Annotated in this window: 8 protein-coding genes; all 8 read left to right on the top strand. The window is 40.0% G+C overall.

What is annotated here, in order from left to right:
* Positions 1-127: 127 nt before the first annotated feature.
* Positions 128-3,943, top strand: a complete 3,816-nt coding sequence (locus DXA05_RS17025) for an ATP-binding protein (protein WP_128859410.1) — start codon at positions 128-130, stop codon at positions 3,941-3,943.
* A 132-nt stretch (positions 3,944-4,075) separates the two neighbouring features.
* Positions 4,076-7,174 carry a TonB-dependent receptor gene (locus DXA05_RS17030; protein ID WP_007560970.1) on the top strand — a complete coding sequence of 1,033 codons (3,099 nt, stop codon included), beginning with the start codon at positions 4,076-4,078 and terminating at the stop codon, positions 7,172-7,174.
* 19 nt (positions 7,175-7,193) lie between these two features.
* The gene (locus tag DXA05_RS17035) at positions 7,194-9,230 is read left to right on the top strand and encodes a RagB/SusD family nutrient uptake outer membrane protein (RefSeq protein ID WP_128859411.1); all 2,037 of its coding nucleotides are present in this window, start codon (positions 7,194-7,196) and stop codon (positions 9,228-9,230) included.
* A 5-nt stretch (positions 9,231-9,235) separates the two neighbouring features.
* Positions 9,236-10,960 carry a hypothetical protein gene (locus tag DXA05_RS17040; protein ID WP_128859412.1) on the top strand — a complete coding sequence of 575 codons (1,725 nt, stop codon included), beginning with the start codon at positions 9,236-9,238 and terminating at the stop codon, positions 10,958-10,960.
* 15 nt (positions 10,961-10,975) lie between these two features.
* Complete coding sequence (locus DXA05_RS17045; protein WP_007560964.1) at positions 10,976-11,530, top strand: hypothetical protein; 555 nt, start codon at positions 10,976-10,978, stop codon at positions 11,528-11,530.
* 95 nt (positions 11,531-11,625) lie between these two features.
* The gene (locus tag DXA05_RS27790) at positions 11,626-12,480 is read left to right on the top strand and encodes a hypothetical protein (RefSeq protein ID WP_284515590.1); all 855 of its coding nucleotides are present in this window, start codon (positions 11,626-11,628) and stop codon (positions 12,478-12,480) included.
* A complete protein-coding gene (locus tag DXA05_RS27795; RefSeq protein ID WP_284515591.1) occupies positions 12,429-13,448 on the top strand; it encodes a hypothetical protein in 1,020 nt (339 codons plus the stop codon). The genes DXA05_RS27790 and DXA05_RS27795 overlap by 52 nt, the downstream gene beginning before the upstream one ends.
* 50 nt (positions 13,449-13,498) lie before the next feature.
* A complete protein-coding gene (locus DXA05_RS17055; RefSeq protein ID WP_117713917.1) occupies positions 13,499-15,685 on the top strand; it encodes a carbohydrate binding domain-containing protein in 2,187 nt (728 codons plus the stop codon).

A 15,685-nucleotide genomic window follows, 5' to 3' on the forward strand; every position in this document is an offset into this window, starting at 1 on the left:
AAAATACATACAAATATTATGAAGAACGAGAAGTTATAGAAAGGAAAAAGAACGAGAAGTTAATTTATTGTTAAACGGAATAAGAGATTAGGATATTAGCATAGAATACTCTAAAGGCTTTATATGGTTGGCCACGAACGACGGACTGAACAGGTTTGACGGATATGAATTTAAGGTTTACGGATATCAGTCAAACGGTTTTAACAGTAATCTGATAGTATGTATTGACGAAGATTCACATGGAAATCTGTGGATAGGTACAGCCGATAGAGGAGTGTTCCTGTTCAATTCTGTAAAGAACGAATTCGTTTCATTAAATCTTGGTCACAGCGGTATTGATAAAAATTTCACTTGCGATAAGATTCTTGTCGACTCTAAAGACAGAGTCTGGTTTCATTCCTCTGATGAGAGTATATACCTTGTAAATTATGATTTTCAAAATGGCAAAATAAATACTGTCTTAAGATCAACATTAAAATTACCATACATTTCCGACATCATAGAAATAGATAATACGATAATGCTCTCCTCCGAAGACGGCCTGTACGAATGTAACGTCGATGGAGATGAATTACTGCTTAACAAACTATTGGGATGCCCTATAGCTTCAGCCATAGTCATCTCATCTTCTCAAATATTGTACTCAAATCTGGAAAATCATCAATTATGTTTATACGACAAGCATACCTGCAAGGTAAGTACCCTGTTGGAAAACTGCGATATACGAAAAATGGTATATAAAAACAAAAGATTATTTTATGCCACTACAAGCACTGTGAATGTGTTGACTTTTGATGTATTGCATGCCATCGAGTCAAAACCACAGGTTATTGCTACATATTCTTACAGCTATCCGCAAACTGTAGTTCTTGATAAAAACGATATTCTTTGGATAGGATTTTTCAAGAGTGGCTTTATGAGTATACGCGAAAATAATAAACCTATAGATTTATTCAGAGGAATAGGAAATGACCATATATCGTCCGTTTATACATTTGCCAAATCCGATATATATTTAGGCACAGAAGGCTCAGGGCTATATCATTTTAATTCCATTACCGGTAATGCCAGACTTATTCCTTTCACGGCAAACAGGATAGTATACTCAACAGCATACTCAAACTACACCGACTGCATGTATGTGTCTCTGATGTACGATGGTATTTACAGTTTCACTTCTGATAATGATTATAAAAAGATCTCAGGCTTGAGAAATGTGCGCGCAATGCTTGCCGATGGAAAATATTTGTGGATTGGCACATATAATAAAGGTCTTTTTAGATATGATTTGTCCACAGGTGTGATGAAGGAAATCAAAACATCTGACAATAAAGAACTTAAGATAGTAAGAAACATCGTTAAAGATCATAAGGGTAATATATGGGTAGCTTCCAGCTTCGGTCTTAAAGTATTGGAATCTGCAGATTTGTATATAGATAATCCTGTTTTGAACTCAGTCAAGGGACTTGATGAACTCGACTATATAGTGCCTGTATGTGAAGACTTGAATCATAATATCTGGTATGGAACACTTGGACGCGGGTTAAGGAAAATCGTGGATTTGGATGAAAACCATAATGCCTGCGTTGAAAATTTTAGCTCTGCAGACGGGTTGAGCAGCAATACAATAAAATCAATTGTTAATGGCACGGATGGAACATTATGGATTTCTACCAATAAAGGAATTAATTCGTTGAATATCAACACACAGAGAATAAGATCTTATGATATTTTCGATGGTCTTCAGGATTATGAATTTATGGAACTTTCTGCTGGAGTAATGACGAATGGAACAATGATATTCGGTGGCGTAAACGGAATTAACGTCTTCAGACCTGACGACTTTGATGTGATAGATTTCAACGGTAGTCCTACACTCGTTGATTTTAAAATCTTCAATCACAGCGTTGAGGCAGATTCCACATATTCAGCTTATTTCGACAAAAGTGTAAGTTTTACAGAGCACATTGAATTGCCTTATAATTTAAACACTTTCTCATTCCAGTTCAGCTCCCTGGATTACAGAAGTCCTTATAAGGTTGGTTACGAATATATGCTCGAAGGCGTAGATGATTCATGGATTTCCACCTCCGCTTTTCATCGTGAGGCTTTCTACACAAAGCTTCCTTCAGGCGAATATATGTTCAGACTGAGGGTCAGGAATAGCGATGGAGTCTACAGTTTGAATGAACTTTCCATACCTGTCATTATTAACCCTCCTTTCTGGCGTACATGGTATGCCTATACACTCTATTTTATATTGCTTGTCTTGTCTTTATACCGGTTCAAGGTGTATTATACCTCACGGGTGCAGCGCAGAAATGCTCTATATATAGCAAACATGGAAAAACGCAAGACTGAAGAACTTCTTGAAAAGGAGACTACATTTTTTACCAACATATCGCATGAATTGAGGACACCACTCACACTTATTCATTCTCCACTTAGTATGATTATTGAATCGGGCAAGTATTCGTCCGACAAGTATCTTGCCGGCATGCTGCAGACAATGGAGCATAACAGTAAGTTCCTGTTAAGTCTTGTCAACCAGCTGATGAACTTCTCAAAGAGCGAGAAAGGAATGCTTAGTCTGAATCTCAAATATGGCAACTTCTCGTCTTTCTCAAAAGAAGTATTTCAGCAGTTCACGTATTGGGCAAAACAGAAAGGTGTAGGGCTGGAATATTCTGTCTCACGCAGTGATATAAGCTTTCTGTTCGACCCTCATCTTATGGAACAGATAATCTATAATCTCGTATCGAATGCCATTAAGCATACTCCTGCCGGAGGATTTGTATCGTTTACTGTCAATGAACAGGATAACAAAATAAACATCTCTGTGGCAGACTCGGGAAACGGAATATCCGACAACCTGAAAACACACCTCTTCGAGCGTTTCTACAGTCAGAATAAAAACTCTGCTGAAGGAGGTACCGGTATAGGTCTGTTTCTGACCAAGCGGCTTGTAGAGATACATAATGGAAATATTACGTTTGTATCAGAGGAAGGTAAAGGCACTGTTTTCCATGTTGTAATTCCTATGATAACTGAGGGGGACATGGTTACGGAGAATATCTCTGCCAACAGTGGGGAGGATGAAAAGTTTGCTGATGTGTTAAGAAGTGAATCGTGCGAGCATGAAGAGATGATAGACATAGAAGTGGACGGAGAATCTCCGGCTATATTGATTGTTGATGACAATAAGGATATATGTAATATGTTGTCATTACTGTTGTCGGATAAGTATAAGATAATGATAGCCCATGATGGGGAGATGGCATGGAACATGATTCCAGATTTGCAACCGGATCTTGTTTTATCCGATATAATGATGCCGGGCATGAATGGTCTGGAACTGTGTGAGAGAATCAAGCAGGATGTAAGGACATCTCATATTCCTGTAGTATTGCTTTCAGCCAAGACTACATTGCAGGATTATTTCATCGGATATAAATTCCATGCAGATGCTTATTGCCCTAAACCTTTCGACAACAAGATAATGAAAGAGCTGCTTAATTCCATTATAACCAACAGGAAGCGGATTCTTCAACACAAGAAAGTTCCGGCAATAAAGATTTCCGAGGTAAGCACTACATCTACTGACGATAAGTTCCTTGAGAAACTTGTAAAGATAATAGAGGACAACATTACAGACTCTTCGTTCCAGATAGAGGATATATGTAAAGGTCTTGGCGTGACGGCCTTGGTTCTGAACAAGAAGCTGAAAGCACTTATGGGAGTAACAGCCAATGCTTTTGTACGTTCAATAAGAATGAAGAGAGCGGCAGAACTGTTGAAGACAGGACGGTATTCTGTATCAGAGGTGACATACGATGTAGGGTTCAATGATTTGAAGTATTTCAGAGAATGTTTCAAGAAAGAATTCGGTGTATTGCCGCAACAGTACAAAGAACAGAGTATACAGACCGATTTGGATTCTTAATATAAGTGGGGGTAAAATTTTACCCCCTTTTTAAATATATAATTCTCCCCTTTTGTACCATTATAAATAAATAATTTAGCGTCAGTTATAAAAGGAATTTCATAACCTATTGCTAAATTAAAATTTTTACAAATGAGAAATCAGAAAAAATGGTACCATGGCAGGTACATGTTGTTCGTGATGCTTATCTTCTATACATTGTCTATGTATTCACAGAAGATAACAGTTAAAGGAAAGGTGATTGATGCTGCCAATAACCTTGAAGTTATAGGCGCAGCTGTTCAAGTTGAAGGTACTTCTCTTGGAACTATTACTGATATGGATGGTAATTTCGTTCTTCAAGGGGTACCGACTAAAGGTAACTTAGTGTTCAGTTTTGTTGGGTATAAAACTGTAAAAGCTGCAATCAAGAATGGTCAGATTTATAATATCAAGCTTCAGGAAGACACAAAAGTGTTGGATGAAGTGGTTGTTGTAGGTTATGGCTCAATGCGTAAAAAAGAGGTGACAGGTGCAGTGGCACGTGTAAACTCAGATGAGATTACTAAGATCAGTACTTCCGACTTGGGTACAGCTCTTCAGGGTATGGTTGCCGGAGTTAACGTTCAGGCAAGTTCTGGTGAGCCTGGAGCCAAATCCAACATCCAGATTCGTGGTTTAAGTTCTATCTCAGGCGACAGTTCTCCTTTATATGTTGTCGATGGTGTCCCGTTCGAGGGCGACCCGGGATTGAGTAGTAGCGAAATAGCAAGTATAGATATTCTTAAGGATGCTGCTTCGGCTGCCATTTATGGTACTCGCGGTGCTTCCGGTGTTATCCTTATTACCACAAAGAAGGGTAAGGAAGGAGAAATGAAGATAGCTGTCGACGGGTATTATGGTGTACAGCACATTACTTCGAATATTCATTTGCTTGATGCCAACGAGAGTATATTTGTAAAAGTGATGTCTAACAGAATGATGGAAGGAAACCAGAATACAGACGACCTGGCCTGGTCTAATCTGAAAACATATCCTGTGAATTTCTTCAACAACTCTAGTTTATATGAATATGTAGTCAATAATAACGCGCCAATACAGAATTATTCTGTTACTGCGAATGGCGGCAAGAAAGATTTGACATATAACCTTACCGCGAACTATTTCGACCAGAAAGGTGTGTTGATAAATTCCGATTACAAAAGATATAATATTCGTTCGAATACACATTTTCAGCGCGGAAAATGGACTATCAACACTAACATCGCTATGAAGATAGAAAACCAGTTATCTCCGGCTTGGGGGTTATTGAACGAATGTTATGACTACTCGCCTACTCGTTCTCAGATTTATCCACAGGCAAGTATAGTAAATGCAGCTGGCGATCCTGCAGATTTACAGGGCGTAAGTTATACATTGGGAAGATTGAAAGAGGAAAATCATAAGGACACAGAATCATTTAACGGTAATTTTTATCTTGCTTATAATGTAATTCCCGGACTGAATGTTTCCACACGTTTGGGCTTTGGATATAACAATCAGAAAGCTGTCTCAATTCGACCTGAGTTTGAGGTATATAATCAGAAAGGCGAAAAGGTAACCAGCTCTAATTACCGTTCGCAATTAAAAGATACTCATTCAAAGAATACCAGTCTCACTTGGGAAACAATGGTAAATTATAATAAGAAGATAAAAAAGCATGATATTAAATTTACCGGAGTTTTCAGTATGGAGAAATATACATACGAGATGTTCTATGCCAGTATAATGGATTTGGTTACTAACGAGATTCCGAACCTAAATGCGGGAACATCCGATATGACTGTGGGTACAGGCAGTGGCCAGTGGGGACAGGACCGTATCAGTACAATGGTTGGTATGTTGGGTCGTCTACAATATAGCTATGCAGACAAATACATGGCAAGTGCCAGTATCAGGCGCGACGGTTCATCTAAGTTCTCCGAAGAAAATCGTTGGGGATTGTTCCCGTCATTGTCTGTAGGATGGAATATTTCTGAGGAATCATTCTTCGACAGATTCAGGTGGCTAGTAAATTCGTTAAAATTAAGATTCAGCTATGGTACTACCGGTAATCAGAACTTCCCTGATTATTCATACGCACCAGCTATATACAAAAACTACGACTATACTTTTGGTACCGGAACTTCCGAAATTCTTGCAAATGGTTTTACCCAATTGGGATTTGCCAATCCGAATGTGAAATGGGAAACAACCCAGCAGCTTAATGCCGGTATCGACATGGCTTTATATAATAACAAGCTTATCTTAGGTCTTGATTTGTACAAGAGTAACAAGAAGAATATGCTTTTCCCGATGGTCGTGCCACCGTCAAATGGAGGGGGCCAGAGTTCAACTGTTACATTGAATGCCGGAGATATGGAAAACCGTGGTGTTGAGTTTTCACTTACTCACCGCAACAAAATACGTGGTGTTAATTACAGCTTGACTGGTACATTTACCAAAAACGTGAATGAGATTGTGTCTATGGCAGGAAAAAATGAGTTATATTTCTTCCCCGACGGTAAACCTGTTTCATCAGGAAGTGATTATGTAACTGCAATCAAGAAAGGATATGAAGCCGGTGCTTTCTTTGTTATGCCAACCGCAGGGGTAATCAATACTGAACAGAAGCTTGCAGAATATCAGAAATTACAGTCAAGTGCCCGTATGGGTGACCTTATGTATATCGATACCAATAATGATGGTGTTCTTAATGATGACGACCGTGTTTATGCCGGTAGTGGTATGCCGGATTATGAACTTGGTTTGAACTTCTCGGCCGACTATAGAGGCTTCGATTTCTCTATGAACTGGTATGCTTCAGTTGGAAATGAAATAATAAACGGTACGAAGATATATACATATCAAAGAAGAACCAATAAGGAACTGATATACATGTGGACCCCTACCAACTATACCTCTACCATTCCTTCTTATCGTACAGAGGGTCATAACAACTATCGTGCTCATACTGATATGTGGATTGAGGACGGTTCATTTGTCAGACTTAAAAATATTATGTTAGGATATTCATTCCCCAAGAGTTGGGTATCAAAGCTTGGATTGGGCAAGTTCCGTTTATACGTTGCAGCCGATAATCTTCTTACACTGACAAAATACGACGGATACGACCCTGAGGTCGGTAGTAATGGATTGTCACGTCGTGGTTTGGACTATGGAACATATCCTATAAGTATCCAGATGCGTGGCGGATTCCAGATTAATTTCTAACTTTTAATAATATAAATATATGAACTTCAGATATAAAACAATAGTATTCAGTCTGTTGATGTCGGGCATGACATTGGTTTCATGCGACGATTTCCTTACGCAGGAAAACATACATCAGCTGACAACACAGAATTTTTATAAAACAATAGGCGACTGCGAGAAAGGACTGGCTGCTGTATATAATGCTTTGAAAAATACCAATATTTATCATCCGCTCGATGAGAACCGTAGAAGTGATATAGCAGTTGAAGGTAATAAGGACAGAAAGCAGTTTGATAACGAAGCCTATAAGCAAACCTTTAATGATTCATACGGAACAGTCCGTGGTAAATGGTCTGCACTGTATACTGGTGTGTTCCGTGCGAATCAGGTTCTGGCCAGTATAGAGAAAATCCGTCCAAATGTTACAGATGAACCTCAAATAACCAAGCTTGCTCAGATTGAGGCACAGGCATATTCTTTGCGTGGCTTGTTTTATTTTTATCTCAATAATTCATTCAATAATGGTAATGTTCCTTATATTAATGAAATTGCAGAGGTAGAAGAAGATTACTATAAAAAGGTTACACCAAGTGATGAAATCAAGAAATATTACAGAGAAGATTTACAGAAAGCTCTTGACCTTGGCTTGAATGACAAATGGGAGAAAACCGATTTGGGACGTATCACCTCTTGGGCTGTAAAGGCAATATTAGGCAAAAGCTACCTTTATGATAAAGAGTATAATAAAACTGCCGAATATTTTAAGGATATTATTGATAATGGAGGTTTTGCTTTGGTTGATGACATAGTCGATAATTTTACTGCTGCCAATGAATTCAATTCGGAATCTATTCTCGAGGTTTCCTATTCTACACAGTATAATACAGAATTCGGTACATGGTCGGAGTCTACCTTATATAATATATGGGGAATGAATGTAAATGGCTTGGGCGATGCCTGGCTTAACACTGTTCCTGCTTTTTGGCTTGTTGAAGCATTCGAAACAGAGCCGGTGGACAGACTTGATGAACGTAACTGGATAAAAATGCAGTCCGACAATTATGGTGATCCTGAACATAGGGATATTATATACGACCAGTTGGGAACAACTTTCAGCTCGCAGGTGGACCGTCAGGGTGTCGTATATAACAGAACGTACGTTTATACGTGGGATGCAACAGCAGGAAAATATGTTGGAGTACGCGAACGACTCGTCTCAACTGTCGGAGATAATAAAGTTTTATACAATAAGATTACCGGCTACGATGACATAGTTCCGGAATTTAAATGGGAAGACGGTCAGGCATATCGCCTCAGAAGCTATTCCATGCGTGCATCTGCCTCTCTTGCAATAAACGGCGATGAAAGTCTGATATATTATCAGTCTCTCCCACAACAGGTATCAAAATTCAACCGTGGCTCTTCAGCGTATTTCAGAAAATTATCAAATTGGGATACACGTAAGAGTGAAACTGAATTTAAGCCTGCTATGGCCTCAGGAATAAACTATCGTCTTATCCGTTTGGCAGATATATATCTGATGTATGCAGAATGTCTGATTAAAGGCGGTGCAAGCGATGGAAATGTTCAGTCAGCTATCAATGCCATCAACAAGGTACGTCACCGTGCTGGAGTTGTGCTTATCGGAAAATCGGAACAGGGAGAATTCAAGAGATATACATACGATGAGAAGGAATATGCTGCAAGTGATGTAATGAATCATCTGATGTATGTGGAACGTCCTCTTGAACTGTGTATGGAAGGACATGCCATACGTGTCATTGATTTGAGACGCTGGAATATAACTAAGGAAAGGTTTGATCAGTTGGCATCCGACGAATATAAGTACTGTATGATTCAGACCAAATATCTTAAGCCTAATCCTGATGACCCTAATGCTTTGGTATCAGCATTCAACTTTGGAAAGCAGTACAGATTTTATGAGCTGCCGCCAGAAAAGAGAGGAAACGCTTTTGTGGATTATTTCCAAGCATCATTGAACTACGGTCCGCAAGTGGCATACTGGCCTATTCCAAATATAGAAATTACATCAAATCCTGATATTAATAAATAAATACGATGAAAAATAGATTTTTATATATTGCTCTTTCATTAATCTCGGTTCTGACATCTTGTAAGGATGATGAGTTTGAACCGTTGAATAACGTGGCTGAATGTACCTGGCATGTGAGTACAGATCAGGAAAACGTTTCACCTATTCCGCTGAATCTTAATAACTATATAAGTATAATGGACTTATCCCAAGGCATGTTGTCGCATCAGTGGGTTGTGTCGGATGATGGTACAAAGTTCCTTAATGGTAAGATGGAGTGGGGACAGACAGACTATACAAACCTGATTGATGAATCCATCCCTCATACCAACGATTTGAAAACCATACATGTGTATTTCACTAAACCCGGTGACCATACGGTACGTTTGTGCAATACTTTCCGCAGACAGGTTGTATATCCATATTCGGTGTATGACGACAATACCGGAGGATATATCAAAAAATATTGTTATGCTAAGCAGGAGGGTGATGTATATGTGATGGATACAACTTTCCATATCCGCGTGTATGATCCTAACCTCGTACCGGCCGTAAAGGTATACAGTGATCCGGAGTGTACACAGGAAATAAAGACCGGAATAGTCGGTGGAACTGAGGAAGCTCCCGAATACGAAAAATACGAACTTGAATATGGTAAGTCTGTCTATATTAAGGACGATTCATACGGATTGCCTAACAAATGGACTTTCAAATGTGCGGATACTGGCGTAAATGACGAATTAACCAGTTTTGACACTCCATACCAGTTCACTGCAAAGAAATTCAGCGATAAGCCATTGCTTCTTTCCATGACAATAGAAAGAACTTCTGCCAGTGAGGGTAAAGGTAAGTACACTCCAAAAGCTTCGCCAAAAACTCTTGTTGTGCCTTTGGCTATTACAGTAGTACCTAGTGATGATCCTATTACTTATAACATCCGTCAGATTGACCAAACACACATTGCTATAGATTTGGATAATTCTGAGTTTGGATATAAAGAGATAAATCCATCATCTCTAAAGCTTACTTACTCCAACTCGTATAACAGACCGTCAGCTGTCAGGGGTAGCGTAAACATCACAGCAGCAGAAGTAAACAAGCAAAGCAGATATGAACTGATTCTTACTTTGGTTGAGAAAATCTATAACACAGATGAACTGACCCTTACAGGAACTTTAACTGAAGCGTTGGTTGGAAATCAGAACCTTGAGATAAAGGCTACAGCTCCAAACGTAGCGACTACTTTTGGTGCGTTCCTGGATGAAGATTTTGAAAATCCTGACACATATGCCGACTGGAAAGTTATTGATGCCGATACCAAAACACATCCTGTAGTTCCTTCACAGGTTGTGGACAATCCTCTGAAGGATGGAATAAACAACAGTGCAAAATGTATGTTTGTCGAAGCATTTGACCGATGCAGGGCATTACTCTCCAAGACATTTACTGGTGGTAAAGGTACATATACTTTCAGCTACAAATATTATACACCGGGGTATAAACAGGGTAAGGGTATGAGTCCGTATTTCGTTCCGGCAGGTAAAGAAGGAGCTGAAGATATGACATGGCAGAGCAATAAACCATGGTGCGGCATTGTGAATGGCTCCGACAGCAAATGGATGTCGGCCACAACCACTGTGACTTCAAAGGCTGAAATGGACAATATATTGCTCAGTATGCGCTTTAATGCCTTTAAGGATAATATTTATTTTGACGATATATTCTTCGGATATATTGAAGTAAGACCATAATAAATTATAGTAACAATGAAGCTAATAGATAAAATTTATAAGACAATTACATTCTTATGTGCTTTGGTTTTGTTCGGAGCATGTGATAATGACAAATGGGCTGAGGTAGAACTTGATTCTACTCCCGTGTATGAACTTACCTATCTCAAGAATGTGGAAACAGGAAAGACAGGCGAGGTTTCCAAGTTTTCTGTTTATCGCGAATTGTTCGACCTCATTGCCTGGAAGAATGACTATCAGACTTTGAGAATGAATAAGATCGAGTTCTTTGCCGAGTCGTCTGAGGCTCCTTCGGAATTGCCCGAGTGGCTGAAAATCAATTCGGATACAGAAAAATATCTCTCATTCTCTTTCAATGAAGTCTATACTGAAAAGGAAGAAGTTATCAATCCTGAAACAGGCGATAAAGAAGAACAGGAAGTGACGAAGAAGAGAATGTTCATGTTTGAAGGTAAGAAAGAAAATAACTCAAGTGGCGGTTACGGCCATCTTACTGTTACTGAAAACGACGGAACAGAAGTTGAATATGAAGTGGTGCTGAACGATGTACTCAAACCGGCCGATTTCTGATATTAGTGTTTAAACAGAAGTGATAATCTTAATGGCAGGGAATACTTTAATTGAACTATCGGAGTGTTCTCTGCCTTTTAAATTTTGATAATACAATGAATAACATAATTCTTACAGCTTTGTCTGTGTGTTTGTCTTTCTCGGTTTTTCCTTTATCATCTTCCGAGAATAAGACTTATAACACTACTGTCACAGTGGATTATGCCACTCAGAGATACCTGAATGATGTATCGGCACTTGACAGAGGTAAATATTTCAATATACACACATCTAAAGATTCTGATCCAGATGTCAGGAAATTTCTTGCAGATTACGGTGTAGGAATCGGCCGCTCTTTCTGGGGACCGTTCTCTTATTCATATGGCAAGACAAAAAAGGTTGGCGAATATCCTTTTTCAGAAAAGCCTTTGAACTACACTGATTTGAAGGAAACAAAACGATATGTCGCTACGGAACATGCCAACGCGCGTACCATACAATGGGGCATAGACCCAGTGAAGGCGGGTGCATGGGCTGCCGAATACTATTCCAAGCATGTGAAAGGGGCAGTTCCTGAATTTTTCGAACCCATTAACGAACCCTTTGTCCATGCACGCGACAAATGTTTCAATATGCATGGTCAGGAAATGAGGATGCTCATGGCAGATTTTTATGCACAGACAGGAAAGCATATTCACGCTGAGCCAAGTCTGAAAAAAATGAAAATCATTGGATATGCCGCGGCATATCCGGCTATGGAGTTGCGCGATTTCGACCATTGGAATAATACTATGAAGATGTTCATTGACCGTGCCGGGGAGTACATGGATGGCTTGTCGGTACATCTTTACGATGGAATAAACATAGTAGCAAGAGTTCCCGCCGTTCGGGAAGTAATTCCGAAGCTATTCTCGACCTTATGGAAAACTACTCGTTCATCCGCTTGGGGAAAGTTCTTCCTCTTGCCGTAACCGAATATGGAGGAATAGACAACACTTCCAAAGGATATCATCCGATAGCCTCTGTACGAACTGTCGCTTCGTTCAATCATATACTGTTCAATCTTCTTGAACGCGAAGACAAGATGCTCATCTCAATACCCTTTGTTTCTGACAAGGCCGAATGGCATATAACGAAACAATATAATTTCGAACCATACGGAGCTGCTTTATTTGTTGCCAACAATCCTTACGACTTGAAGAATACCGCATGGAAACTGAACGACAAGAAATATTTCTTCAAGTTATGGAAGGATGTGAAAGGCGAACGTGTAGATATTGTTTCCGACAATCCGGACATACAGGTGGCAGCTTTTAAGGACGATGACAGGCTTTACATAGCTATCGACAATCTTGATGACTATACACATAAGGTAAACTTGAAAAACGTACTGAATTGGAAGGGTGTAGATAATGTTTCAGTGCGCTCTTTGAAGATGATTTTCGATAAAGGTATAGTTTATGATGAAAAGACGCTGAACTCTATGCCTCAAAGTATTGACATTATAAAAGATGAGACAATAATATTGTGTGCCGACATCAGCCGTAAAAAGTATTCAAACAGAATAGTTCGTACTAAATATTATAGCAACACTTATCTTCAGCCGGTGGAAGCCGGAAAACCAATTGTGTTTGATTTCGATGGTCTGAAACCGGGTACAGGAAGAGCTGTTCTGCGTATGTCAATAGGCAGGAAGCACGAGATGTCGAAGAAACCTGAAATAATGGTTAATGGCAAGAAAGTCGACATGCCCGACAATTGGAGAGGATATGACCAGACTGGCAGAGACGATTTCTTCGGTATGATAGAAATACCTTTCGACTACCGGTTAATCAGAAAAGGAAAAAATTCGGTGTCAGTAACATTCCCGGATAATGGAGGCCGTGTGGCTACTATGATTCTTCAGACTGAACGCTACGATAAGAAAGTGAGAAAATAATGTATCCACATCAGGACTGACAAGTTTCTGTGTCTAAAAGGAAAGAAATTATGAGCTATAAATATATTTTTCTGTTATCGGCATTTACCCTAGGTGTTCCTCCCGGTATTTATTGTCAGGAAAGGAACGAGGTGGTTGTCGACTATAATACCCGTCGCTTTTTGAGCGGTGTTTCAGAACTCGACCGTTCTAAATATTTCAATATTCATTCCACCTCCGATGATGATAAGGATGTAGGCAAGTTTCTTGCCGACTATCAGGTCGGTCTTGGAAGAAAGTTCTGGGGACCATACTCGTATGCGTATAACAAGACGCATGAGGTAGGCAAATATCCTCAGATGAAACCATACAGCGGAAATATTTCCGTAAAAAGATATATTGCCACAGAGCATCCCTATGTACAGCACATACAGGGCGGCATAGACGTTCAGGCTGCAGGTGCATGGTCGGCTGAGTATTATTCCAACAGCGAGCTGGTACCTGAGTTTTTTGAACCCCTCAATGAACCGTTCGTTCATGCAAATGATGCCGGTTTTACCGTTCAGGGACAGGCTATGCGCGAACTGATGGTCGATTTTTATGCTTCAATAGGTAAACATATACACAATAATCCGCGTCTTAACGGAAAGATGAAGGTGATAGGCTATGCCGCAGCCTACCCCGCCTGGGAGGATGGGAACTTCAATTACTGGAACACCCGCATGAAAATGTTCATCGATCGTGCAGGTGCATATATGGATGGATTCTCTGTACATCTTTATGATGGAATAAATGTAACCGGCACCGATACGAAACGTTCAGGAAGTAACTCCGAAGCAGTTCTTGATATGGTTGAGGCGTATTCCTATATTAAGTTCGGACATGTCAAGCCTCTTGCCATTTCCGAGTTTGGAGGTATTGACAACAGCAAGCCCGACGACAGCTATGATGACATAAGCAGTGTGCGGAGTGTTTCGTCGTTTAATCATTTTCTGTTTAATCTGATGGAACGTCAGGACAATTTGTTTATCTCAATACCTTTTGTCTCAGATAAGGCTGAGTGGCATATCACCGCTGCAAACAATTATACTTCATATAGTGCGGCACTGTTTATTCCCGACAATCCTCAGAATCTGAAGAATACCACATGGAGGCTTAATGACAAAAAATATTTCTTCGAACTCTGGAAGAATGTAAAAGGCGAACGTGTTGATATAACCAGCAGTAATCCTGATATTCAGGTACAGGCATTCAAGGATGGAGGCAGACTCTATATCGCCCTTGATAATCTTGATGATAACCCGCAGACTGTATATCTGAACAATAAGAATAGCTGGAAGGATGTATCGAATGTCACAAAGCGTTCTCTATATGTCAATTATAACGCAGGTATAGAATATACGGAACAGAATGTCCCGTCCATGCCTGAAAGCATCTCAATTGTCCCAAATCAGACCATAGTCCTTGTAGCAGATGTGTCTTCGTCAGCATTCACGAACTCCATAATCCGCAATAAATATTACAGCAGTGAGTATCTGAAACCGATTTCCGCCGGATCATCCCTTTCGTTCCCCTTCACAGGAATCGAGTCCGGTTCGGGCAGAGCAAGCTTGCGTATGTCGATAGGCCGTCCTGTCTCTGCTTCCAAGAAACCGGTGGTAAAGATTAATGGTACCGCTGTGAGTGTTCCCGACAACTGGAAAGGCTACGGCCAGAGCAACCGCAATATATTTTTCGGTATGATAGAAGTACCGTTCGACATACTGCTGCTGAAGAATGGCGATAATAATGTCGACATCACCTTTTCCGACGGAGGAGGTCACGTATCGTCCATGATACTGCAGGTTGAGAAATATACTGTCTCTACCTTGCAGAATGGAACCTTCAGCGAAGGACTTTCAGCATGGCAGCCATTGGGTAACTATGGTACGGTTTGCGTACAGACTGACAATGCAGGCAATAATGTAGCCTGTATATCTGGTCATGCAGGACTCATGCAGAGGGTTGACATGGAGAGTGGCAGGACTTATCGCTTCTCTGCTGATGTAAAGACCGAAGGAGCATGTAAGTTGAAAGTCATGCTACAGGATATGTCTACAGGAACGGTATATACAGAGGAATTTTCTTCTCCCGGCAATTATAAAGCCGTATCTTTCGATTTTAATTCTACAGTGAAAAAAGTAGTGTGTGCCATTGTGTGCGAAAGACAGAACGACGCGGCTTGGATTGATAATATAGTCTTATTACCACAAAACTGA

This window comes from Bacteroides sp. AM54-2NS (genome assembly GCF_003602935.1).
GTDB lineage: Bacteria > Bacteroidota > Bacteroidia > Bacteroidales > Bacteroidaceae > Bacteroides > Bacteroides xylanisolvens.

Coding starts and splice junctions, on each gene's coding strand:
- DXA05_RS17030 (WP_007560970.1), top strand. CDS start 4,076: ATGAGAAATCAGAAAAAATGGTACCATGGCAGGTACATGTTGTTCGTG.
- DXA05_RS17035 (WP_128859411.1), top strand. CDS start 7,194: ATGAACTTCAGATATAAAACAATAGTATTCAGTCTGTTGATGTCGGGC.
- DXA05_RS17040 (WP_128859412.1), top strand. CDS start 9,236: ATGAAAAATAGATTTTTATATATTGCTCTTTCATTAATCTCGGTTCTG.
- DXA05_RS17045 (WP_007560964.1), top strand. CDS start 10,976: ATGAAGCTAATAGATAAAATTTATAAGACAATTACATTCTTATGTGCT.
- DXA05_RS27790 (WP_284515590.1), top strand. CDS start 11,626: ATGAATAACATAATTCTTACAGCTTTGTCTGTGTGTTTGTCTTTCTCG.
- DXA05_RS27795 (WP_284515591.1), top strand. CDS start 12,429: ATGGAAAACTACTCGTTCATCCGCTTGGGGAAAGTTCTTCCTCTTGCC.
- DXA05_RS17055 (WP_117713917.1), top strand. CDS start 13,499: ATGAGCTATAAATATATTTTTCTGTTATCGGCATTTACCCTAGGTGTT.